Source organism: Paraburkholderia sp. RL17-337-BIB-A, assembly GCF_046025895.1.
Classification (GTDB): Bacteria; Pseudomonadota; Gammaproteobacteria; order Burkholderiales; family Burkholderiaceae; genus Paraburkholderia; species Paraburkholderia fungorum_C.
Genome location: NZ_JARESY010000002.1, coordinates 989293 through 1012138, shown reverse-complemented (window position 1 = coordinate 1012138; position 22846 = coordinate 989293). Strand labels below are relative to the sequence as shown.

Genomic DNA, 22846 nt, shown 5'->3' with positions numbered 1-22846 from the left:
GAACGCCGAGTTTCATCGTGATGCCGTTTTCCGATTAGTCGTGCGCGATGTAGGGACTCACCATCTTCTTCGGATCGACGATCTTGTCGAACTCCGCCTCATCGACAAAACCAAGCTTCAGCGCGGCCTGCTTCAGGGTGAGATCGTTGTCGTACGCGTAATGCGCAATCTTCGACGACTTGTCGTAGCCGATCACCGGTGAAAGTGCCGTCACGAGCATCAGTGAGCTGTCGACATCTTCCTTGATCTTCTTCAGATTCGGCCTGGTCCCTTCGATCAGGAATTTTCGGAAGTTCGTGCATGAGTCGGTCATGATCGTGATCGAGTGCGTGATGTCGAAAATGATCAGCGGCTTGTACACGTTCATCTCAAGGTATCCGCTTGCACCGCCGATCCCCGTCGACACGTCGTCGCCGATCACCTGGGCGGCGACCATCGCCAGCGCTTCGGCCTGCGTCGGGTTGACCTTGCCCGGCATGATCGACGAACCCGGTTCATTGGCTGGAATGATCAGTTCCGCGAAACCAGCACGGGGGCCGCACGACATCAGGCGGATATCGTTGGCGATCTTGAAGAGCGACACGGCGAGCGTGCGCATCGTGCCGGACAGATGGATGAGTGCATCATGTGCACCCTGTACCGTGAACTTGTTCGGCGCCGTCACAAACGGCAGCTTCGTGAGCCGCGCGATTTCGGCCGCCGACGCCTCGGCAAAGCCCGGGGCCGAATTAAGACCTGTACCTACCGCCGTGCCCCCAAGGGCGAGCCGGTAGACGCCCTTCAATGCGTCGTCGAAGCGTTCGAGGTTGTCCGTCAGCATGCCGGCATAACCGGACCACTCCTGACCCAGCGTAATCGGCGTCGCGTCTTGCATGTGCGTACGGCCGATCTTGACAATGTCCTTCCAGGCGTCAGCCTTCGTTGAAATCGAATCTCGCAACGCCGCGACGGCCGGCATCAATCGCTGCTTGACGTTCATCGCGGCGGCCATATACATCGCCGACGGAAACGAATCGTTAGACGATTGAGACATGTTCACGTGGTCGTTTGGATGGACCGGAGTCTTGCTACCCAACGGCGTGCCGGCGATCTGACAGCAGCGATTGGAGATAACCTCGTTCACGTTCATATTGAACTGCGTACCACTGCCGGTCATCCACACGTGCAAGGGGAACATGTCGTGGTGCTGCCCGGCGAGAATCTCGTCGCAAACTTGTACGATCAACTGGTGCTGCTGCGCAGTCAACCGCTTACCAGCGAAGTTTGTGTTCGCGGCCGCCTTCTTCAGAATCGCGTACGTCGTAATCATTTCCCGCGGCATCAGATCGCCGCCAATGCTGAAATGCTCGAGCGAACGCTGAGTCTGCGCGCCCCACAGTTTGTCTGCCGGAACGTTCACGACACCCATGCTGTCAGTTTCCTGCCGAAAACCAACCTCGGGCGCCGCGCTGTTGGAACTGCTGCCCTGCGCGAAAGCGGAAGTACTGGCCACGGCCACTGACGCGAGGAGAGTCGACTGAATCATTTCTCTGCGATTCATTTTTTTCCCTTAATGGATTGAAGGTTCTGTAGCCCTATCGGCAACATCGCCGCATGACGAACCTGAGCCACGACGAATATCGGGTGCCGCGATTCGCGCTTCTGGTCTGTGAGCAAATCGCTTCCGGCCTGACCGCCGGTCGCTGCGTTCACATCCGATGGGCGAATTTCAACAACGGCCGATTACCTCAGGGTTTCAATGACACGCGGCTTCCGTTGCAAATGAAATGGATCGAGCTCGGCGCTGCGGAGCGAGATCTGGTCGCCCGCCGGAAGACGTTGAGCGAGCCGGGCGGGTTGCGGCGTCGCATCAGAAAGCGCGCCCACACGGAGGCAGACCTCTCTTTTCATTTGTAACATTCGGGAGCCTGAGTGAAACAGTCGTGCGACTTTCAGCGACTCTAATACTGATATGCGGTGCTGCGGCCGACATGCCCAGAGCCCCGAAAATGCATTGAATTGCGGTATTTGGACTATGGAAACCAAAACGGATATTCTGATCATCGAAGACGATCAGTTCATGCGCGATCTGATTGCACTTTCGCTGCGCGATGCCGGGTATCGCGTCGTAGAATGTAGTGGTCAACGCATGCAACATCTTCATGATGTGGTCCTGCCAAAGGTCGTCATCGTGGACCTGATCGAGCCCAAGCGCAGTTCGCTTGAAACCATCGGTACGTTACGACTGCGCTTCCCGGCAGCGTTGATCCTTGCGATTTCGGGCTACTTCGGCGTCGGACCGGTGATGGCCGACGCCGCGATCCGGCAACTCGGCGTGGACCAGGCGCTAGCGAAGCCGTTCAGCTGCAACGAGCTCGTCTCATCGGTCAAGATGTTGCTCGATCGACTACCGGATGACTGAACCCTGAATAAAGCGACCGGACATGATCGACACGGAACGATCGAAACGCGCCTTCACATGGCCCGACAGATACTGGCTGATCGCGTTGGGCGGGTGTCTATTGATCGTCTTTCTGTGGATCGGCGCCGCGACGAGCATCATGCGATCCCGCGGGCTGACGCTCGCGGACAACAACCGGGAGCTGTCGAGTCTCGTGAGCGCGCTCACGGAGCAGACCGCGCGTTCGTTGCAGGGTGTCGAGTTCATTCTGCGGCGCACCTCCGTGTGGACACTGGATGCCAGACGCACACAGACGTCACCCACCGATATGCGCGCGTTTCTGCGTCAGGAAATCGATGGTGTGCCCCAGATCCGTCAGCTTGAAGTCGCCGACGCCGACGGCAACCGGATCGCCACGTCGCTTGCGCCGTCAAACCCGGTCAATATCGCGAGCCGACCTTATTTCCAGACACTGAAGCACGCGAGCGGCAATGCACTGGTCATGAGCAAACCGATCGCGAGTCTGCTCGACGGAAGGCCGACGTTCGTGGTTGCGCTGCGGCTCGAAGACGCGCAGGGCAACTTCAAAGGTGCAGTCCTCGCTCTCATCGAAGACGCATACTTCCAAAAATTTTACGAACAGATCGATCTCGGACCTGGCACCTTCATCCGCCTCCTGCGTACAGATGGCACGCCCGTCGTCGCGTTGGAAAACAGCCCGGTTGGCCAGCCGCCGTCCCGTTTTCTCTCAGTCCAGAGGCCCGTGCCCGGTTTTCCACTGAAAGTTGAAGTCGCTCGTGACGAAACGGTCGCCCTGGCAATGTGGCGCGCCTCGACAATCGATGAGCTGACTGGTGTAGCCGCCCTTTCGCTGTTTGTCGCGGTACTCGCCATCGCGCTTGTCAGACAGGTGCGAACCCTCAGGCAGGTCAACGGCCGGTTGCAATCAAGCCAGCAGCACTGGCGTGCCGTATTCGAAACTGCACCGGTTGGCATCATGCTCCTGCGCCAGCACGCTAGCCACCTTGCCGCCAATCCGGCGTTCCAGCGAATGGTCGGCTATTCGACAGCTGAACTCGCGCATTGGAAAGCTCTGGATATCACTTATCCCGACGACATCGAACTGACGCAACGGTACATCGATCAACTGCTGCGTGGCGAGCACGACAGCGTGCGGTTCGAGAAGCGCTACCTGCATCGGGATGGACGAGTAGTCTGGACCGACATGAGCATAGCTCGCGTCACAGTACCGGCGGAGGCGCCAGATCGATCGACGCCTCAAATGGAGGACGTTCTCGTCGCCACAGTCGAAGACGTGACCCAACGCCATATGGACGAGCAGGCACGCCATCAGCTCGAAAGCCAGCTCAGACAGTCCCAGAAGCTGGAGGCGCTCGGCACGTTCGCCGGCGGCATCGCTCACGACTTCAACAACATCCTTGGCGCGATACTCGGCTACGGCGAGCGGGCCCTTCATGCAGTCGGGGCGGGCACGCGGGAGCGGCGCTACATCGAGCAGGTGCTGAATGCCGGTGATCGCGCGCGATCTCTTGTCGAGCGCATATTGACATTTAGCCGCAGCGGGATAACAACCCGCTTGCCTGTTCATCTTCAGCCAGTTGTCATGGAGACAATCGACTTGTTAAAAGTCCGATTGCCGGAAGCGATCCGGCTTGAAGTTCAGCTGGACGCACGGGATGCGTTCGTGGCGGGCGATCCTGCCCATATGCATCAGGTTGTGATGAATCTTTGCAGCAACGCGATCCACGCGATGCCTGAGGGCGGCACACTCACAGTCGCGCTAGTACTGCAACAACTCGAGACGCCTCGATCGCTCTCGCACGGCGCCGTTGATTCTGGTGAGTTCGTCAGGCTCACCGTGATCGACACTGGTGTCGGAATTTCACCGGATTTGCTCGAACGGATCTTCAATCCGTTCTTTACGACGCGCAAGGCCGGCGAGGGAACCGGGCTAGGACTTGCGCTGGTCGAGGGGATCGTCAGGGAATACAGCGGTGGAGTCGACGTGAAAAGCGCCCTCGGGGAAGGAACCTGTTTCGACGTTTATCTGCCGGTCATCGACGCGGTCGCGGTCTCCGTTGACCCGTGCAAGACGATCCTGCCGCATGGCGACGGACAAACGGTGCTACTGGTAGACGACGAAGAAGCACTCGTAGCGCTTGGCGAAGAAGTCTTAGCCGAGCTCGGATACGAACCGGTCGGCTTTGCTTCAAGCGAGGCGGCATGGCAAGCATTCCGCGCCGATCCACAGCGTTTCGATGGAATCGTCACCGACCAGACGATGCCGAAGATGTCGGGTCTCGAACTGGCGTCGCGTATCCGTGCGATTCGTCCCGACATTCCCGTCATTCTTGCAAGCGGATATAGCAACTCCACGTTAGAACATGACGCGAAAGCAATGGGTGTCATTGAAGTGTTGCGCAAACCGCTGCGGCAAGCCGATGTTGCGCTGGCGTTAAGCCGCGCGTTCTCTCGTCAAAACAGCGAAACTGTGCGGTCCGAAAAGTGACGCGATATACGCCCCATCTACCTCTCTAACGGCTTCCGCGAGTGGCGGGCGTAGGTACACGTTTAGCCTTCCCGGCGTTAGCTGCTCGTAGTTGCAATCCCGTGCAGCGAAAAAAGTTTTGAATCCCAGCATGGGTCGCGTGTGTCGCTTGATCGCGATGGTCCTCCTCGACAGGATTGTTGAGACATTTGGACTGGCTGGATCCTGATGGGCGTATCGCGATCGTCATTGATGCCTTCGAGTGCGGCGAAATTGGCGGCGCTTTTTGTCGATGGTCACCGTCTCCGGCACGCCATCCTGGGCGATCGATTTCTCAAAGTAACGCCGGGGCTGCAGTCTTGTCTCGATGGGCCCGTAGCAGAAAGTCCATGGTGTTGCCGTCCTTGCCGACGGCCCGGTAAAGGTACCGCCATTCGCCCTTGACGCGGATGCACGGGTGAGTAGACCGGACTTTTGAATACGCAATGACCGTCGAGTTCGACGAAAGAATAGATGTCGACGACTACCTGGGTAGCGAATATCACGAGCAATTCGTCGTTGAACGGTTCAGGCCACTCATCAGCCAACGCGCGATCGCGACGATCGAAGTCGGATCATGAACGTGCTACTTCATGCATCAGCTCGACGACGAGAACATCGAGGTAATCGAGAAGCTTGGCGTGCCCCGTTTCGTCAATGGCGTCCGGGTGCAGTTACAACAAGTGATACTGAACCTCGTTACAAATGCGGTTGACGCCATGAGAGAAGCCACGGCCTATCCGAAACGCCTCTTCATAGCGTCCGGACTTGAAGGTGAGGGGTGGGTCAAAGTTACCGTGGAGGATACTGGGAAAGGACTCGATCCCTCGTTAGCCGAATGCATTTTCGAGCCATTCAACACCACAAAAAACGATGGTATGGGCCTCGGGTTGTCGATCTGCCGGACGATAATAGAGGAGGCGCATGGAGGAGAGCTGAGCGTCTCCCCACGTTCGCCCCATGGCACGGTCTTCCAGTTCACCGTCCCTGTTGCGGCAGGCGTCGACTAATCTAACCTTGCCCCTCTCCGTCCGGGACGAATCGCAGGATTACTGTCAGCTTGTTGACTGACTTGCGGCCGGACACGCAGTACTTAAAGATAGCGAACATAAGTGGAAAGGCGCTCCAGCATTGGATGCTCCTCTGGACCATCTGAAGTTCGCATCACCCCGCGAACGCTCGCGCACCCCCCGACGCGCGGTCGAACTCGAGATCGCGAACGCTGAGCTACGATGCTGTACCGTTGCGGTGACATGGGTTAGCGCGAAGCTGCACCGGATCATCGCCGCCGCTTCGGCTGACGCCCCGGACCGGCAGCTCTACGACACGGAACTCAATGAATACCGACGGGCACGCGCAGCCGGAATGAAAGGCGAGCCATTGACATGCGAGGGGATCCCGCCCGAATCGATTTCCTCCCCGGCTCGCGACCCCTCGGCGCCACGACGGCGGAAGCAGGCAAATGGCAACTGGAAGGCGAGGCGTCATGACCGCGAGCGGGTATTGCCGCGATAGTGCGGCATATCATCTGGAAGTCTGGGACGGAGAATTTCCCGGTGCAACTGTGGGAGTAAACGGAAATCCCCGAAGCCCAACCTGATGACAGTATTCCGCCGCCCTTTAGCAACTTTCTTCGGGATTCCGGTTTAGCTGCATGCCTCTGCCCGCGTGGACCCGACAGCCACTCTATCTTGCCTAACTTCGTCACGGCGGCCAGTCCGTTCCTGCCTGATGCCAACTGCTGCGACCAAGACCTCCATGAAGCCGGCAACGTGCGGCGCTTTCATCTCTCATGTGCCTCCGGGTACCGGGCTGTCCGGTGCCAGGCTAGAATCCGTGCCGACATGTCATGAACGCCGTTCTAAAAGAATTCGAAAAGCCAACGACACCATAACTTAGGCACAAATTTCCGTAACTCAAATTTTTAGTCACTTAAACAAGGAACGCTTGCCCAGCGGGCTTCACAGCAGATCAAAAATCCCATAACTTTAGGCATTTGAAGTCTGTTACGCTGCGCCCTTTGCTACCGCTTGCATTGGACTCGATGGAAACCCCTTTTAACGATCGTGGCGTGTCGGTCACGCGTAACGCACTCTCGTCCGCCGGCCAGGTTTTTCCGCTACGCGATATCGTCGACGTGCAAGTCGTCACCGTGCAGAAGAACAAAGTCTTGCCACGTGCAATCTCGCTCGTCGGGCTCATCGGCGCCATCGTCGGCGGAATATTCCGCTCGCCGGCCGGCATGGTATGCGGCACGATGCTGGTGGTGGTCGGCTGGCTCACGTGGGCGACTCAGGACGTCACGCACCGCCTGATGGTGCAGACCGCCAATGGCGTGCGCGAAGCGCTCATGAGCACCGATCGCGAGTTCGTCGAGCGCGTCGCCGCCGCCGTCCACGAGGCGAAGGCAGCTCCCGCGGCGCCCAAGGCTTGAGCGGGCGCAGTGCGCAAATGCGAGGCAGTGCGCGTTAACACAATTTTGATTCGCCAGGCGGCAGCTTTTGCGCGTCGTTGAGGCGCGCGCCGCTAGAGTGGTTGGGTGTCAACAACGCGCGCCGCCTCGCCGAATCGGCGCAATCATGATGCTCACGTCCGTAGCAACGTCTGAAATCTCCGCGCCGCGCGCACGGCGCGAATCAAGTCTTCCCCGCCGCACGCATGTCGTCGTTCCGCTCGTCATCATCGACGTCACCGTGCCCGGCACTTCGTCGGCCAATGGACGGCGCGCATTGCACACCGCCCTCGGAGACGATCTGCGTCTTTACGTCGTCACCATCGACCAGCAACACGAACGCGTCACTTTTCGTGTTGAAGTCACCTCGCGCTCGCTCGACGAAGTGATCGGCCTGCTGACGGCCACCCTCGACCATGCCACGCTCGGCCGCGCGCAAGTCACCGTGATCCGCCGCCCGCGCAACTATTGACATAGATCAATGCTTGCACGGGCAAGTAGCTAGCCACACTCAAACCTTGACACATTTTTGCAATTACCTGCGGGTGGGCGTGTAGAGTCGCCGCTCCTGTTATCGCGTGTTCCCTCCCGCAGGCCCCCCAAGCGTCCCGGTTTCCCCGTCCACGCTGCGGCAATCCAGTGAGATTGCCGCCAGTGCTGTCCAGGCTGTCCAATTTGCAGCTCACGATGCATCGCCTTCGCCAGGGACCCGCCTTTTTGCAAAGCGTGATCTTATGTTCCTGTCGTCTCTCGATGCCGCGCGCCGGCGTTTTCATCATTGTGTTCGTCATTCAACCGCGGCGGCACTGGTCGCCAGCGGCGCGCTCGTTGCGCTGACGGGCTGCTCCACCACCTTCCCCACGCCCACGCCGCCGGCTCCCAATGCCGCGCTCATCAACGGCGGCAACGACGGCCTGCTGATTCCGCTGCACGTGGAACGTGCCGACGAAGATCATGCGCGCCTCGGCCTGCCGGTCCAGCTCGACGGCAAGCCCGTTTACATGGCGCTCGACACGGGGACGCAAGGCGCGCGGGTGTTGAAGTCGGTGCTGCCGGGTTCGAACTATGCAAGCGCCGGCGGCGTGACCTCATTGTCATTCGCGAACGGCGTGGAGATTCTCGGCTCAGCCGTCAAGGTGCCGCTTAGCCTCGCCGGCACCACGCCAACGCCCGTCGCCGCGCAAGCGGTGGACGTCGTGCGCTGCCTGCCGAACGCGCGGCGCTGTGCCGGGATGGACGGCTACACCGGTGAATTCGGCTGGGCGTTCTCCGGTATTTTCGGCGTCGGCGCCGCACAGCCGGACGACAACACCTACACGCAACCGCTGCGCGCGTTGCCCGGCAACATCGGCCAACGTTATCTGGTGCACTCGAACTTCGCGAAGCCGTACATGGTGCTGAGCCCGTCGAACGCCATCACGAAGGACTACACGATGGTGCCGATGACGCTGTCGAAAGACGGCACGGCGCAATGGCCGCGCGGCTGCGTGAATGTTGGCAACAAGATGACCTTTTGCGCGCCGCTGGAGTTCGCGACCGGCAGCACCGGCATGATCCGCATCGAAACGGACAAAGCCCCCAACTGGACCGGTGACGGCGATGTCGGCAATGTGCTCGATCAGGGCAACTATGAGACAGCGATCGGCACGGGCCCATGGGTGCACCGTTACGAAACCGCTCAGGTTACGATCGTCAAGGCCAAGCCGGACGCTAACCGCATCGTGGTCGGTTTGATGGCGATGCAGAACATCGACATCCTGTTCGACTTCCCGCGCGCGCAATTCGGTTTGCACGCGGCGAAAGAGAGCGAACGATTCGCCCCGTGAAGTTCAGCAGTCGATAGAAAAGGCCGTGCGAAAAAATCCCGCACGGCCTTTTTATTTGAGCAGACGCCATCAGCGAAGGCGCCTGCGTCAATCCATACTGAGCGGATTCACGTGCCAGATGTTGCGCGCATATTCGCCGATGGTGCGGTCCGAAGAAAACTGCCCCATGCCCGCGACGTTCTCGATCGCACTCTCGGCCCACGCGCGCTGGTCGACGAAACGCGCATCCACCTCGTCCTGCGCTTTCGCAAACGCGGCGAAATCGGCGAGCACCATATAGTGATCGCCCCAATCCACCAGCGTATGGAAGATGTCCGAGAAACGCAGCGGATCGTCCGGCGAGAAGAAGCCTGTGCGAATCTGGTCGAGCGCCATGCGCAGTTCCGGATTCTCCTCGTACACCTGGCGCGGCCGGTAGCCGGTGGCGCGCAGGCTGTCCACTTCGTCGGCGGTATGGCCGAAAATGAAGATGTTCTCGCGCCCCACTGCGTCGCAGATCTCGATGTTCGCGCCGTCCATCGTGCCGATCGTCAACGCGCCGTTCAGCGCGAGCTTCATGTTGCCGGTGCCTGACGCTTCGGTGCCGGCCATCGAAATCTGCTCGGATAGATCGGCGGCCGGAATGATCAACTCGGCCACGCTCACGCCGTAGTTGGGCACGAACACCACCTTGAGGCGATCGCCCACCAACGGGTCGTGATTGACTTTCTCGCTGACGTCGCCGATCAGCTTGATGATCGTCTTCGCCATGCGATACGCCGACGCGGCCTTGCCGGCGAACATCACCACCCGCGGCACCCAATCACGCTCCGGATTCGCGCGAATCTGGTTATAGCGCACGATCACGTGCAGCACGTTCAGCAACTGCCGCTTGTATTCGTGAATGCGCTTGACCTGCAGGTCGAACAACGCGTCGGGATCGAAGTGCAGTTTCGTATGATGCGCGAGCCGCTGCACGAGGCGCACTTTATTCTGCCGCTTCGCTTCGCGGAAAGCGTCGATGAACCCGCTGTCGTTGCGCAGACTGCGCAGTTGTTCCAGCTCGAACAGATTGCTGCGCCAATGCTTGCCGATCTGCTGATCGATCAGCGACGACAGCGACGGACTCGCCTGCGCGAGCCAGCGCCGCGGCGTGATGCCGTTGGTCACGTTGGTGAAGCGATCCGGATAGATGCGCGCGAAGTCGGCAAAGATATCGCGGACCATCAATTGCGAGTGAAGCTTGGAGACGCCATTCACCTTATGACTCGCGACAATCGCCAGATACGCCATCCGCACACGCCGCTGGCCATATTCGTCGACGAGCGAAATGCGGCGGATCATCTCGGCGTCATGACCCGATTGCTCGCTGACATGCTTGAGAAAGCCGGCGTTGATCTCGAAGATGATTTCCAGATGCCGCGGCAGCAGGCGCGCGAGCATCTCGACATCCCACGTTTCGAGCGCTTCAGGCATCAACGTGTGGTTGGTGTACGAGAAGATCTTCGTGACGTGCTGCCAGGCCTTGTCCCACGGCTGATGATGCACATCCACCAGCAAACGCATCAGCTCCGGAATCGCCAGCACCGGGTGCGTATCGTTCAGATGCACCGCGACCTTTTCGGAGAAGCGCCCAAAGGTGCTGTGGGTGCGCTGATAGCGGCGAATCAGATCCTGCATCGTCGCTGAAACAAAGAAGTATTCCTGGCGCAGCCGCAATTCGCGGCCGGCCGGCGTCGAGTCATCCGGATAGAGCAGCCGCGACACGTTCTCCGACATGTTCTTGGTGTCGACCGCATTGCGGTAATCGCCGCGGTTGAACGCGCCGAGGTCGAGTTCTTCGGTGGCGCGCGCGGACCACAGGCGCAGCGTGTTCGTCGCACTGGTCGCGTAGCCCGGAATCACGGTGTCGTAGGCCGTGGCGTTGACATGCTGGGTATCGATCCACTCGACGTGCTCGCCACGCTGCACCGTGCGGCCGCCGAAATGCACCATGTACTTGATCTCGGGCCGCGGAAACTCCCACGGATTGCCCGCGCGCAGCCAGTAGTCCGGTGCTTCGACCTGCTCGCCGTCGACGATCTCCTGGCGAAACATGCCGTATTCATAACGGATACCGTAGCCGAAACCTGGAATGCCGAGCGTGGCCATCGAATCGAGAAAACAGGCCGCGAGCCGGCCGAGGCCGCCGTTGCCAAGGGCCGCATCCGGCTCGATATTGACCAGCGTCTCCATGTCGACGCCGAGACTCGCGAGCGCTTCCTTCATCTGATCGTGGATGCCGAGCGCAAGCAATGCGTTCGTAAACGTGCGGCCGATCAGGAACTCCATCGACAGATAGTAGACGCGTTTGACGTCCTGTTCGTACTGCAGGCGCGTAGTTTTCATCCAGCGCGCGACCAGCCGGTCGCGCACGGCGAGCGCCGCGGCGTGCAGCCAGTCATGCGGGTGAGCGGTGACGGCGTCCTTGCCGACGCCGTACATCATGCGATTGGAAATTGAGCGCCGTAGCGCGTCGACGGTACTGTTGAGCTGGTCGAATTCCAGATCGACGGCTGTCATCGAAGCCTCCGGGGAAGAAACGACGCGACATACGCAAACCGCATAGATGACGGACGGGAGGCGCGTGCCGGTCAGGCGGGTTAACGAACAGAGTACGACATTTTACGGCCCGCGGACACCGGCGAGCGCGAGCGGATGCTCACGCACATGCCATGCCCGCCGACACGCGGCACCTGGCGGGTTTTGCGCACGTGCGCGGTGCAAGCGGCGGGTTCGCGGCACTGCGCGCGTGCATCGGCTCGCCAAACAGGCGAACGATGACGAACGGTGAAAGCCACCTGAAAGGGAGAGCTAGCACGTTTATTTTTTCGGCGTGTGACTTTGCCGATGACTGATTTGACAGGTCCGATGCGTGATCGAATCGAAGCGCCTCGTCTGCTGAATCGTTGTGCCAAAGCGGCGGGTGATAACGCGGCCGCGTGCGCGTTCGAAGATGTCGGGCGGACTTGACCGTTAGTTGCATTATGGCGTTTAACCAGGCGCCCTCGCCTTGCTGCCTTTCCAGCACGATTTCCAGGTCTCTGTAACAATCGCACCATTCGCCGCGCGAGCCACCCTGACCGCCGGGCTCAGGCCGCGCCCGTTTCACGCCACGCAACCCTGCCGCTTGCACGCCGCACCGTCCCCCAACGCGTCCGGCGCTTCGGCACGCATAACCGACGATCCCGCCTTGTCCGACAAACCCAGCGCCACCGCCGCCCACTCCTTTCCCGCCGACGGTCCAATGTCCGCCGCCAACCGCCGCGCGATGGCCGCGCTCATGCTCGCGGTCGCGCTCGCCACGATCGATTCCGCGATCGCCAACACGGCCCTGCCCGCCATCGCCGCGGATCTGCACGCCGCGCCGGCGGCGTCGGTGTGGATCATCAACGCCTATCAGCTCTCGATGGTCGCGACGCTGCTGCCGCTGGCCGCGCTCGGTGAGATCGTCGGGCATCGCAAGATTTATATCGGCGGCATTGCGCTATTCACGCTGGCTTCGCTCGCGTGCTCGCTCGCCTCGACGCTGCCGATGCTCGCCGCCGCGCGCGTGCTGCAAGGCCTCGGGGCGAGCGGGATCATGAGCGTCAATACCGCGCTGATTCGCTATCTGCATCCGCCGCACCGGCTCGGACGCGCCCTCGGCATTAACGCCCTGGTCGTCGGCGTGTCGTTCGCGGTCGGGCCGACGGTGGCATCGCTGATCCTCTCCCTTGGCACATGGCCCTGGCTGTTTGCGGTCAACGTGCCGCTTGGCCTGCTGGCGCTGACCTTCGCGTGGCCCGCGCTGCCGCACACCGAGCGCGGCAAGCACAACTTCGACCCGATTGCAGCGCTTCTCAATGTGATCACCTTTGCCGCGCTGGTGTTCGCGCTCGGCGAGGCGGCCCAGCGTGCTTCGGCGCCGCTGGTGCTGAGCGCGGCGGCGATCGCCGTGGCGTTCGGGCTGTTGATGATTCGCCGTGAAGCGGGCCACCCGGCGCCCATGCTGCCCGTCGATCTGTTCAAGCGGCCGGTGTTTGCGTTGTCGGCGGTGACCGCCGTGTGCTCGTTCGCCGCCCAAGGGCTGGCGTTCGTGGCGCTGCCGTTCTACTTCGAAGATGTGCTGCATCGCAGCCAGGTCGAGACCGGTTTTCTGATGACGCCGTGGCCGGTGGTCGTCGCGTTGGCCGCGCCGCTGGCGGGCACGCTGTCCGACCGCTATCCGCCGGGCTTGCTCGGTGCGATCGGCCTTGCTGTGATGTCGGCGGGGATGGCGTCGCTTGCGTTGTTGCCGGCGCATCCGCATGTGCTCGACATCGGCATCCGGATGGCGGTTTGCGGCGCCGGCTTCGGCTTCTTCCAGTCGCCCAACCTGAAGGCATTGATGGCGAGCGCGCCGCCCGAGCGCAGCGGCGGCGCGAGCGGCATCGTCGCGACTGCCCGGCTGCTCGGGCAGACCACCGGCGCCGCGCTGGTCGCGCTGAGCTTCGGCATCGCCGGCCGGCATGGACCGACACTCGCGCTCGGGGCCGGCGCCTTCTTTGCCGGTGCGGCGAGCCTCGCGAGCGGCCTGCGACTGTTCGCGCCGTCGCATCGCGCGGGCGCGCCGGCGGAGGCGTCGGCGAAATAAATAAAGCGGCATTTTGATCGGGGGACCTGGATTTCGGCTTCTCGATGCCTGGGCCTGTCAAGCGTCGCCCTTCGATCCCGGCGGTCAGTACGGCCTTCGATCCCGGCCGCCGCTGTCAACGCCGGCTCTCAAACCAGCCTCCCAGCCCCGCCATTCCGCTCGATCAACGCGCGGCGAAATACCCCTTCACCGCGGCGATAAACGTATCGATATCCGCACGCGACACATCCTTATGCGTGACGAATCGCGACGCGTACAGCATCTGCGTCAGGATGCCACGTTCCTTGAGCCACGCTTCGAGCGCCGCGCAATCCTGCTGCGGAAACTGCGCGAACACCATGTTGGTCGCGATCGACTGCACCTTGACCTGGTCGATCGCCTCCAGACCGGCCGCCAGATGCGCGGCGTTCGCGTGGTCGTCGGCGAGACGTTCGACGTTGTGATCCAACGCGTACAGGCAAGCCGCCGCCAGTACGCCGGACTGACGCATCCCGCCGCCCAGCACCTTGCGCCAGCGATGCGCCACATCGATCAGCGCCTGGCTGCCAACCAATACCGAGCCGACCGGCGTGCCGAGGCCCTTCGAAAAACAGATCGAGATCGAATCGAACGGCGCGCACAGCGCGGCCACCGGCTTGCCCGAGGCAACCGCCGCGTTATAGACGCGCGCGCCGTCGAGGTGAGCGGATAACCCGCGCTGACGCGCCAGCTGCACCGCCTCGTCGACATACCCCGCCGGCAATATCTTGCCGCCGATGGTGTTTTCCAGCGCCAGCAGCCGCGTGCGCGCGAAGTGGTCGTCGATCGGTTTGATCGCTGCGGCGATCTTCTCGAGCGGGATCGAACCGTCGGCGGCATTTTCGAGCGGCTGCGGCTGGATGCTGCCGAGCACCGCCGCGCCGCCGCCTTCGTACTTATAGGTGTGCGCCAACTGGCCGACGATGTATTCGTCGCCGCGCGCGCAGTGCGCCATCAACGCCGCCAGATTGCTCTGCGTGCCGGTCGGGAAGAACAGACCGGCTTCCTTGCCGGCGCGCTCCGCAACCGTTGCTTGCAGACGCAGCACGGTTGGGTCGTCGCCCCAGACGTCGTCGCCTACTTCGGCGGCCGACATCGCCGCGAGCATGGCCGGGGTCGGACGGGTTACGGTATCGCTGCGCAAATCGATCATGGTGAGAGCCTTTGTGTCCCTGTTGTGCCAATGCATGACAGCCTGTGGCAGCCGGCCGGCGTGCCGCATCATCTTTCGACGGGCGGTCGCCGCTCCGGCTGGTGAGCCCGACATTTTGCGGTGTGCATCCTGCTTTGTCATTGGTGCGATGCAGCATTGCATCCCGCTGACGCGCCATCGATTCAGCAATTCCTGGATCGTCACCCGATAGAGGCGAGCGCGGAGGCCAGAACGTGGTCTTCGATAGCGAAGCGGCATAGGGTAAAACGCCATAAATGCCGGGCATAGCGGATGCTGGGTTCATTTCCATGAAAAAAATCGGTGACGTACGCATCGGCATGTCGGGCTGGCGCTACAAAGGATGGCGGGACCCGACATGAGCGGCATGTCGCCCACTCAGCGATTTCAGGAGCGAAACATTACCTACCATCGCGACAGTGTTCGAGGTGAAACCGCCGCCCACTCCTGGGCGGCCGATATCGGGCCGGGCGTGATCTCCACCGCAGCCGACAACGACCCAAGCGGTATCGCCACCTATTCGCTTGCAGGGGCGCAGTTCGGATACGATCTGCTGTGGACGTGTGTGCTGTCCTATCCGTTGATAGTCGCCTTGCAGCTCGTATCGGCGCGCATCGCGCGTCTAACGGGCAAGGGATTGACCACCAACATGCGAGAGCATTACTCGCGCATCTGGTTTTTTCTCGCGGTTGCACGCTTCCTGATCGCCAACACCTTCAATATTGCCGCCGATGTCATGGCGATGGGTGTAGCCGCCCAATTGCTGTGGCACGGCTCGATGCCTGGCTTCGCAGCGGTGTTCCTGGTGCTCTCCGTCGCGTTGCAGTGGTTCGTTCCGTATCCCAGGTACGCGCGCGTGCTGCGATGGCTGGCGCTGTCGCTCTTCGCTTACGTCGTCGTCGACATCACCCTCCGTCTTCCCTGGTCGACAATCGCGATCAAAGCACTGGTACCCCACTTGACCTGGTCCGTGCATTATCTGGAGATGCTGCTCGCGGTACTCGGCACGACCATCAGCCCGTACCTGCTCTATTCACAGGCCGAACAGCAGGTAGAGGCGCAGCGCCCTGAACAGCGGACACATGCCGATCGCTCAGCCAATGGATCGCGTCGCGATGGGTTCCGAAGCTTGCGCGTCGGCACACTGATTCGAACGGCAATGTCCAATGCCGTTGCGCTATCCATCATGATCGCCGCGGCAGCAAGCCTCCATGCAGGAGGCGAGGCCGTCGACACGCCCGCTTCCCTCGCGGGGGCGCTTGCGCCGATCGCGGGCCCGTTCGCTTCGCACCTGCTGGGGCTGGCATTGCTCAGCAGCGCGTTGCTTGCGTTACCGCCGCTTGCCGGTTCCGCGGCGCACGCAGTCGCGAGTGGGTTGAACTGGCATAACGACACCTCGAATGACCGGCGCATCGCCTATACGCACATCGCGGTCGTCGCACTAGGGGGCGCCCTCGGCGTCGCGCTGGCGGCAATGCGATTCGAGCCGCTGCGCATTTTGTACTGGAGCGCGGTACTCAATGGGACGACCGCAACGCCCGTGATGGTGCTGCTGGTGCTGCTCAGCACGAAGCACTCGTCAGTGGGCGACCTGAGTTCGCACTGGACGTTGCGCGTGCTGGCCTGGCTGGCAACCGTCAGCATGGGCGCCGCCGTTGCCGCACGCTATGCGTGTGGATGGCTCAGTTGACGCTTGATGCTTTGGCGGCGCACGACGAGAAACGGCATGAAGGAAAAACTGCGTAAAGGAAAACTGCGTAAAGGAAAACTGCGTAAAAGCTCATGCAGCGTCTTTCCCTGTCCCAACACTCTAAAGACCGGTCAACACTTGCCCGGCACCCACGTCGGCCCGTCCGGCGCAAACCTCGCCGGGGACATTTGCCTCGAACGCATCCTCATTCACCGGTGCGTTGATGGGCAGGTTGGCAAGCGGCAGACGCACCACGAATTCCGACCCGGTCCCGGGACCTTCGGAGAAGGCTTCGACCGTACCTCCGCAACTGGCAACGATTTCACGAACCACCGACAAGCCAAGCCCAAGACCGTCGACACCCAGCGCCCGACCTTCGAGACCGCGCGTATAGGGCTTGAAGATCGTTTTCAGTTCGCGCGGCGTGATTCCGATGCCGTTGTCGCGCACGCTGATATAGCAGGAGCACCCCGCACGCGCCGCCATCACCGAGACCGCATCGGTTGGGGAGGAATATTTGAGCGCGTTCACCATGACGTTGACGAACACCTGCGTCAGCTTGCAGAAGTCGCCCCGCACGAGCAGTGGCGCAGCACTTTTCGCCAGATGGATCGGCAAATGCCCGGGGACACCCGCTTCCGCGACCTGAATGCAATGCGCGAGCAGCTCATCGACGTTGACATGCGCCGGTTGCGCCGGCCGCGCATCCACCACGACCTCGCCCACCGATTCCAGCGAGCTCGCGCACTGAGCATGGGCCGGCGCCATCAATTGCTGAGCCAACTGCCCCAGCAGGTGGGCTTGCCGTGACAGCACCAGGGCATACCGCGTGAGCTGTTCGTCGTGGCCATATTGGGTATTCAGCAAACGCGCAAGCAGGCCGAGCGGCGTAATCGCGTTGCGAATCTCATGGCCGATCATGGGCCCGACGGCAAACTGTTGTGCGGCCTCAATGGAGGACTCGCCGAGCGCTGCGGTCTGCTGCGGTTCACCGCCGGTCTGCTGCGGTTCAACTGGTATCGCCCGCCGTCCGACTTTCGGTGCGGCGCGGTCCACGCATTCAGTAGATGACGGCGCAACCGTCGCATCGTGCAGACGTTCGATCTGTCGGGTTTGGGCGGCGCGCAACCCCTGTACGCAGTAAGTGCACAAGCCGACAATCGGACTCCCGGCGAGCCTGTGCTTCAGCGTCGCTTCATAGTCGAGCAATGACGCCCAATCGGTATGCTCGTTGCAGACAGCGTCACCGGCAACCCGTAGACCTTCGAAGCCGCGCCCAAGCGCATCGTTGATGGCAGCCGACCACAAGCCCACCGTGGCACTGCCGTTGAAGCCGGTGCGAGACGGCGCATAGAGTTGCGCGCCATCGAGAATCTGCAACTGACCGGAGTCGATATATTCGGCGAGTGCGGGCACCGCCCGCGTGAGCATATGACGGGCTTTGTCCGGACCCAGCAACGCGGGCGCGACCCATACGCCGACTTCCCGCTGAGCGAGTCCGGCCTGGAGAAAATTCGCCGTCACGCTGAGTAATTCGTTGCGCGTCTCGTAGAAATGACAAAGATGGGTGCCCCAAGAAATGGGCCCAAGTGAAGTAAGTCCGCTTTTACGATTTCCGGTGGTCATCGCTTCCCTAAAAATACGTGGGCCAGGAACCACAGCAGCGCTGTTCGACAGAATCGACAGCGCGTTCGAAAAAATAAAAATGTCACCGCACCTGGCGCGCATGTCCGGCAGTCCTGACTGAACCCAGGAAGCAGATAGTCACGCCCGATTGGTTATACGAGAATCACAAGGAAAACAAAGTACGTGACAGGCATTTTTGAATGAATCCTCGTTTTCCCTAGCCGATCCTTCAGCCTGGCAGCGATCCATTCGTCATACGCATGTCGCAATGTGCGTGTTCACCTTAAGCGTGGCGTATTGTCGTCAAAGGGCGGCTTCGGCACGAAACCGCCCATCACGCCGGGTTCACTATCAGCCAGTATGTCGAGCCGGCATACTGGAAATAACCCGGTTCATTGCCCTTCCTGACGCGCTGGCCCGAAAGGGCGTCAATCACGCACGACGAGACATCCGCCATGCCGACGAATTGAAAGGCGACCTGGCCAATGGCCGATTGTTGCAGTCGATATCGATCACGGCGCGCGCGGCGACTGCCGTGATATGCCCCTGCGAGTCGTTCAGCCCGCCCCTGGCCGATACAGGCGGTTAGGGCGCGCGCGACATTAGCCAGCTCTTCCTCCATGTCTCTGTCGCGATCGAGCGTAGCGTGACCGGTCGCGTCAACGCGGTCAGTAAGAGGGGAACAAATTTTGCGGCCGGAACGTTCCGAGCCTTGCTCACCCCATCGCACGGCATTGACGATTACAGCTTGCAATATCGCGGAACGGGACTTGCAACACCGCGGAACGGGACTTGCAACACACATCGGATGTGTACAACAGGCGGCGATATGGCGAGGCCAAATCGTACCTGCCATTGCCGCTCAAATCGCATTCAAGGAGACAACATGTCCGAGACCGTTGGCGACTTCATCATCGAGCGGCTTCATGCCTGGGGCGTGCGCCGCATTTACGGTTACCCCGGCGACGGCATCAATGGCGTCTTCGGTGCCCTCAACCGTGCGCAGACCGCGGCAAGGAAACACCAGAAAGACAAAGACCAGAAAGACCAGGACCACCCCACCCTTCCCATTGAATTCGTCCAGGTCCGCCACGAGGAAATGGCCGCCTTCATGGCCGCCGCCCATGCCAAATTCACCGGCGAACTCGGGGTTTGCATCGCCACCTCGGGCCCCGGCGCGTCGCATCTGATCACCGGCCTTTACGACGCACGAATGGATCACATGCCGGTTCTCGCCATCGCGGGGCAGCAAGCCCGCGCCGCCTTGGGCGGCCACTATCAGCAGGAACTCGACCTGGTCTCCCTGTTCAAGGACGTCGCCGGTGCCTTCGTCGAGCAGGCCGTTGTGCCGGCTCAAGTCCGCCATCTGGTCGACCGAGCCATCCGCACCGCGCTCGCCGAGCGCAAGGTCACCGCGATCGTGCTGCCCAACGATCTGCAGGACCTGCCCTATGAAGCACCCGGCCACAAACACGGCACGTTGCACTCGGGCGTCGGGTATCGCGCGCCGCGTCTCGTGCCGTATCCCGACGATCTGCAGCAAGCCGCCGACGTCCTCAACGCCGGCAAGAAGGTCGCGATCCTCGTCGGTGCGGGCGCATTGCATGCCACTGACGAAGTGATCGCCGTCGCCGAAAAACTCGGCGCGGGCGTTGCCAAAGCACTGCTCGGCAAAGCCGTCCTGCCCGACGATTTGCCGTGGGTCACCGGCTCGATCGGCCTGCTCGGCACCAAACCCAGTTACGACCTGATGAGCGAGTGCGACACGCTGCTGATGATCGGCTCGGGCTTTCCTTATGCGGAATTTTTGCCGAAGGAAGGCGCGGCGCGCGGCGTGCAGATCGACATCAAGGCCGACATGCTGAGCCTGCGTTATCCGATGGAAGTGAATCTGGTCGGCGATAGCGTCGAAACCTTGCGTGCGTTGCTGCCGCTCCTTGAAGAAAAAAGCGACCGCGCCTGGCGCAAGAAGATCGAAGGCTGGACCGAGGACTGGTGGAAGACGCTCGACAAGCGCGCGCACGAAGCCGGCAAGGATGCGGTCAACCCACAGCGCACGGTATGGGAATTGTCCAGCCGCATTCCCGCCAACTCGATTGTGACGAGCGACTCCGGCTCGGTCGCGAACTGGTACGCGCGCGATCTGAAAGTACAACGCGGCATGATGTGCTCGCTCTCGGGCGGTCTCGCGTCGATGGGCGCGGCCGTGCCTTATGCGATCGCGGCGAAATTCGCCTACCCCGAACGGCCCGTGATCGCGCTGGTCGGCGACGGCGCGATGCAGATGAACAACATGGCCGAACTGATCACGGTCTCGAAGTACTGGCGAGGCTGGACCGATCCGCGCTGGATCTGCATGGTGCTGAACAACGCGGACCTCAACCAGGTGACATGGGAACAGCGTGCAATGGAAGGCGATCCGAAGTTCGAGGCCTCGCAGGACATTCCGTCGGTGCCGTATCACAAGTTCGCGGAAATGATCGGCCTGAAAGGCATTTACGTCGACGACGCCGAACAGATGGGCGCCGCCTGGGACGAGGCCCTGGCGGCGGATCGACCGGTGGTCATCGAAGTCAAGGCCGATCCGAATATCGCGCCCCTGCCGCCGCATATCACGCTCGCGCAGGCCAAGGCCTTTGCGTCGACGCTGCTGAAGGGCGATCCGGATCAAGGCAATGTAATCGTCCAAACAGCCAAACAGGTGCTCGGCGCGGTACTGCCCGGCCATCACGATAAATAGCGCGCGCGTGACGGCGCTTCAGCCGACCTCATTGGGGGACGGGTATGAACGCGATGGCATTGACAGTCAGTTGGCAGGACGTAGCCGTTCGCCTTGCGGTCGCGTTGGCAGCCGGTGTGGTGATTGGACTGAATCGCGGCGAGTCCGGCAAGGCGGCAGGTCTACGCACGACACTGCTGGTTTGCCTTGCCGCCTGCATCGCGATGCTTCAGGTCAACGTGCTGTTGTCGCAGGCCGGCAAACCCGAAGGCTCGTTCGTGCAGCTCGATCTGATGCGCCTGCCGCTCGGCATTCTGTCCGGCGTTGGGTTCATCGGCGCCGGTGCGATTCTGCGCAAGGACGGTCTCATCACGGGCGTCACGACCGCTGCAACATTATGGTTTGTTACCGTGATCGGTTTGTGCGCCGGCGGCGGCCAGATCGCCCTCGCTATCACCGGCCTCGTGTTAGGCATTGTTGTGCTTCTGGTACTCGGTGCAATCGAGAAACGTTTGCCTCGCAACAGGCGTGGACGGCTGACGCTCGAATACGACCTGGCGGCCGATACCCGCGCGAGATCAATCGAGCGCCTCGAGCAGCACCGGTGCGCTGTCAGGTCCCGCGCGTTGCGGATCGCTACCGACACGGCCCGGCTCGAAGAACGGTTTGAAGTACATTGGCGCGCCCCGCTCGGCAACGATGCGGTGGAGCGCCTCATGGCCGATCTCATCGGCAAGGAGGCTCAGGCAATCACCTGGTCAACCGATGGCTGACTGTTCGAATCGAACGTTTTCTCAAGCCGGGATCATCTGGAATCACCCACCCGACTTCGGCAGCCACGTCAGTGGATCGACCGGTTGGCCGTTCTGGCGCACTTCGAACTGGATCGATGCCACACCCCGGCTATCCACACCGACTTCGCCGATGGTTTGCCCTTGCGCGACAGCGTCGCCTTCCTTGACCAGCAGCGTGCTGTTCTGCCCGTAGGCGGTAATCAGCGAGTCGTCGTGCTTGATGATGATGAGCGGACCGTACGCCTCGATACCCGTGCCCGCATAGACCACGCGGCCGGTGGCGGCGGCCTTGACCGGATCGCCCGGATGGCCGCCGATCACGATGCCGTTCGACTTGCCGGGCGCGAAGGCCTTCAGCACGGGACCCCGCAGCGGCCACAACAGCACACCTGGCTGCGGAACGCCGGGGGCACCGGTCGCGCCAGGCGTCGTGACCGAACCATTCTGACCGGCAACATTAACCGGCGGTGTCACCACGCTACCCGACGCCATGGGCGGCGCCACCCGCAGCACCTGCCCCGGATTGACGGCGGAATTCGCCGCGAGGCCGTTCCACGCCGCAATCTCCTGCGGCTTACGGCCATACGCCGATGCGATGCCCGCCAGCGTGTCGCCCTGATTGGCGCGGTAGTAGCCGGCCGGCACAGGGACCGTGCCGAGGGTAGTGGGATGGGACGGCGCGCTGCTGTAAAACGGCGTGCTTTCCCACGGCATCGACGTACAGCCGCTGATCAACACGCCGAAGGTGGCCGCGATCAGCAACCGGCTCGCCGTGAATTGCCATTGTCCTGTCATGTGATTTTCCTCGACACTTTGATTCGATCGGTTTCAATCAGCCCCAAGCATTTGCCGTGCCGCCTGGCTCGGCTCGGCTCGGCTCGGCTCGGCTCGGCTCGGCTCGGCTCGGCTCGGCTCGGCTCGGCTCGGCTCGGCTCGGCTCGGCTCGGCTCGTATCCATTATGCCGCCGTGGGAGTCGGCACCGCATGGG

General features: G+C 61.6%; 17 protein-coding genes and 2 pseudogenes. 12 read left to right on the top strand and 7 right to left on the bottom strand.

The genetic code is table 11. The features are described 5' to 3' along the window. Window positions 1-34: 34 nt before the first annotated feature. On the bottom strand, window positions 35-1408 hold the full coding sequence (locus P0D84_RS25515; RefSeq protein WP_408341444.1) for a class II fumarate hydratase: 1374 nt from the start codon (window positions 1406-1408) through the stop codon (window positions 35-37). Between the two features lie 185 nt (window positions 1409-1593). Between P0D84_RS25515 and P0D84_RS25510 the strand changes: the two genes are divergently transcribed. From P0D84_RS25510 to P0D84_RS25500, 3 genes are all read left to right on the top strand, one after another. Next, window positions 1594-1896 (top strand): hypothetical protein, encoded by a 303-nt coding sequence (locus P0D84_RS25510; protein ID WP_408341443.1) that lies wholly within the window; start codon window positions 1594-1596, stop codon window positions 1894-1896. Window positions 1897-2014: 118 nt separating this feature from the next. After that, a complete protein-coding gene (locus P0D84_RS25505) occupies window positions 2015-2401 on the top strand; it encodes a response regulator (protein WP_408341442.1) in 387 nt (128 codons plus the stop codon). Between the two features lie 22 nt (window positions 2402-2423). Continuing rightward, window positions 2424-4910: an ATP-binding protein gene (locus P0D84_RS25500; RefSeq protein ID WP_408341441.1), complete on the top strand. Its 2487-nt coding sequence runs from the start codon at window positions 2424-2426 to the stop codon at window positions 4908-4910. 328 nt (window positions 4911-5238) lie between these two features. Here P0D84_RS25500 and P0D84_RS25495 read toward each other — a convergent pair. Beyond that, window positions 5239-5340 (bottom strand): annotated as a pseudogene (locus P0D84_RS25495) (DDE-type integrase/transposase/recombinase); the annotation flags it as partial. Between the two features lie 34 nt (window positions 5341-5374). On the opposite strand from P0D84_RS25495, the gene P0D84_RS25490 reads away from it, so the two are divergent. The 5 genes from P0D84_RS25490 (at window position 5375) to P0D84_RS25470 (ending at window position 9206) form a co-directional block, all read left to right on the top strand. Then, the gene (locus P0D84_RS25490; protein ID WP_408341440.1) at window positions 5375-5509 is read left to right on the top strand and encodes a hypothetical protein; all 135 of its coding nucleotides are present in this window, start codon (window positions 5375-5377) and stop codon (window positions 5507-5509) included. Between the two features lie 12 nt (window positions 5510-5521). Then, complete coding sequence (locus tag P0D84_RS25485; RefSeq protein WP_408341439.1) at window positions 5522-5938, top strand: sensor histidine kinase; 417 nt, start codon at window positions 5522-5524, stop codon at window positions 5936-5938. A gap of 1034 nt (window positions 5939-6972) precedes the next feature. After that, the gene (locus P0D84_RS25480) at window positions 6973-7362 is read left to right on the top strand and encodes a DUF6232 family protein (RefSeq protein ID WP_408341438.1); all 390 of its coding nucleotides are present in this window, start codon (window positions 6973-6975) and stop codon (window positions 7360-7362) included. A 145-nt stretch (window positions 7363-7507) separates the two neighbouring features. Then, entirely contained in the window at window positions 7508-7852 is a 345-nt protein-coding gene (locus P0D84_RS25475) for a hypothetical protein (protein WP_408341437.1), read from the top strand. 262 nt (window positions 7853-8114) lie between these two features. After that, window positions 8115-9206 (top strand): hypothetical protein, encoded by a 1092-nt coding sequence (locus P0D84_RS25470; RefSeq protein ID WP_408341436.1) that lies wholly within the window; start codon window positions 8115-8117, stop codon window positions 9204-9206. Window positions 9207-9293: 87 nt separating this feature from the next. Here the strand turns inward: P0D84_RS25470 and P0D84_RS25465 are convergent, their stop codons facing one another. Next, the gene (locus P0D84_RS25465; RefSeq protein WP_408341435.1) at window positions 9294-11747 is read right to left on the bottom strand and encodes a glycogen/starch/alpha-glucan phosphorylase; all 2454 of its coding nucleotides are present in this window, start codon (window positions 11745-11747) and stop codon (window positions 9294-9296) included. Between the two features lie 724 nt (window positions 11748-12471). On the opposite strand from P0D84_RS25465, the gene P0D84_RS25460 reads away from it, so the two are divergent. Next, window positions 12472-13839: an MFS transporter gene (locus P0D84_RS25460; protein WP_408345992.1), complete on the top strand. Its 1368-nt coding sequence runs from the start codon at window positions 12472-12474 to the stop codon at window positions 13837-13839. Between the two features lie 163 nt (window positions 13840-14002). Here the strand turns inward: P0D84_RS25460 and ltaE are convergent, their stop codons facing one another. Continuing rightward, window positions 14003-15010, bottom strand: coding sequence for a low-specificity L-threonine aldolase (gene ltaE / locus P0D84_RS25455; protein WP_408341434.1), 1008 nt, complete (start codon window positions 15008-15010; stop codon window positions 14003-14005). A gap of 361 nt (window positions 15011-15371) precedes the next feature. Between ltaE and P0D84_RS25450 the strand changes: the two genes are divergently transcribed. Next, complete coding sequence (locus P0D84_RS25450) at window positions 15372-16718, top strand: NRAMP family divalent metal transporter (protein WP_408341433.1); 1347 nt, start codon at window positions 15372-15374, stop codon at window positions 16716-16718. A 120-nt stretch (window positions 16719-16838) separates the two neighbouring features. On the opposite strand, the gene P0D84_RS25445 is transcribed toward P0D84_RS25450, so the two are convergent. After that, window positions 16839-18344 carry an MEDS domain-containing protein gene (locus P0D84_RS25445; RefSeq protein ID WP_408341432.1) on the bottom strand — a complete coding sequence of 502 codons (1506 nt, stop codon included), beginning with the start codon at window positions 18342-18344 and terminating at the stop codon, window positions 16839-16841. A 252-nt stretch (window positions 18345-18596) separates the two neighbouring features. Next, window positions 18597-18911 (bottom strand): annotated as a pseudogene (locus tag P0D84_RS25440) (phosphatidylserine decarboxylase); the annotation flags it as partial. 319 nt (window positions 18912-19230) lie between these two features. On the opposite strand from P0D84_RS25440, the gene P0D84_RS25435 reads away from it, so the two are divergent. Further along, window positions 19231-21084, top strand: coding sequence for a thiamine pyrophosphate-requiring protein (locus P0D84_RS25435; protein WP_408341431.1), 1854 nt, complete (start codon window positions 19231-19233; stop codon window positions 21082-21084). Window positions 21085-21128: 44 nt separating this feature from the next. Beyond that, the gene (locus tag P0D84_RS25430; protein WP_408341430.1) at window positions 21129-21836 is read left to right on the top strand and encodes an MgtC/SapB family protein; all 708 of its coding nucleotides are present in this window, start codon (window positions 21129-21131) and stop codon (window positions 21834-21836) included. Between the two features lie 42 nt (window positions 21837-21878). On the opposite strand, the gene P0D84_RS25425 is transcribed toward P0D84_RS25430, so the two are convergent. After that, the gene (locus P0D84_RS25425; protein ID WP_408341429.1) at window positions 21879-22652 is read right to left on the bottom strand and encodes a murein hydrolase activator EnvC family protein; all 774 of its coding nucleotides are present in this window, start codon (window positions 22650-22652) and stop codon (window positions 21879-21881) included. Window positions 22653-22846: the final 194 nt, after the last annotated feature.

Excerpts from the sequence above, each read along its gene's own strand:
- P0D84_RS25515 (WP_408341444.1), bottom strand. The coding sequence starts at position 1,408 with ATGGGTGTCGTGAACGTTCCGGCAGACAAACTGTGGGGCGCGCAGACT.
- P0D84_RS25510 (WP_408341443.1), top strand. The coding sequence starts at position 1,594 with ATGACGAACCTGAGCCACGACGAATATCGGGTGCCGCGATTCGCGCTT.
- P0D84_RS25505 (WP_408341442.1), top strand. The coding sequence starts at position 2,015 with ATGGAAACCAAAACGGATATTCTGATCATCGAAGACGATCAGTTCATG.
- P0D84_RS25500 (WP_408341441.1), top strand. The coding sequence starts at position 2,424 with ATGATCGACACGGAACGATCGAAACGCGCCTTCACATGGCCCGACAGA.
- P0D84_RS25490 (WP_408341440.1), top strand. The coding sequence starts at position 5,375 with ATGACCGTCGAGTTCGACGAAAGAATAGATGTCGACGACTACCTGGGT.
- P0D84_RS25485 (WP_408341439.1), top strand. The coding sequence starts at position 5,522 with ATGCATCAGCTCGACGACGAGAACATCGAGGTAATCGAGAAGCTTGGC.
- P0D84_RS25480 (WP_408341438.1), top strand. The coding sequence starts at position 6,973 with ATGGAAACCCCTTTTAACGATCGTGGCGTGTCGGTCACGCGTAACGCA.
- P0D84_RS25475 (WP_408341437.1), top strand. The coding sequence starts at position 7,508 with ATGATGCTCACGTCCGTAGCAACGTCTGAAATCTCCGCGCCGCGCGCA.
- P0D84_RS25470 (WP_408341436.1), top strand. The coding sequence starts at position 8,115 with ATGTTCCTGTCGTCTCTCGATGCCGCGCGCCGGCGTTTTCATCATTGT.
- P0D84_RS25465 (WP_408341435.1), bottom strand. The coding sequence starts at position 11,747 with ATGACAGCCGTCGATCTGGAATTCGACCAGCTCAACAGTACCGTCGAC.
- P0D84_RS25460 (WP_408345992.1), top strand. The coding sequence starts at position 12,472 with ATGTCCGCCGCCAACCGCCGCGCGATGGCCGCGCTCATGCTCGCGGTC.
- ltaE (WP_408341434.1), bottom strand. The coding sequence starts at position 15,010 with ATGATCGATTTGCGCAGCGATACCGTAACCCGTCCGACCCCGGCCATG.
- P0D84_RS25450 (WP_408341433.1), top strand. The coding sequence starts at position 15,372 with ATGGCGGGACCCGACATGAGCGGCATGTCGCCCACTCAGCGATTTCAG.
- P0D84_RS25445 (WP_408341432.1), bottom strand. The coding sequence starts at position 18,344 with ATGACCACCGGAAATCGTAAAAGCGGACTTACTTCACTTGGGCCCATT.
- P0D84_RS25435 (WP_408341431.1), top strand. The coding sequence starts at position 19,231 with ATGTCCGAGACCGTTGGCGACTTCATCATCGAGCGGCTTCATGCCTGG.
- P0D84_RS25430 (WP_408341430.1), top strand. The coding sequence starts at position 21,129 with ATGAACGCGATGGCATTGACAGTCAGTTGGCAGGACGTAGCCGTTCGC.
- P0D84_RS25425 (WP_408341429.1), bottom strand. The coding sequence starts at position 22,652 with ATGACAGGACAATGGCAATTCACGGCGAGCCGGTTGCTGATCGCGGCC.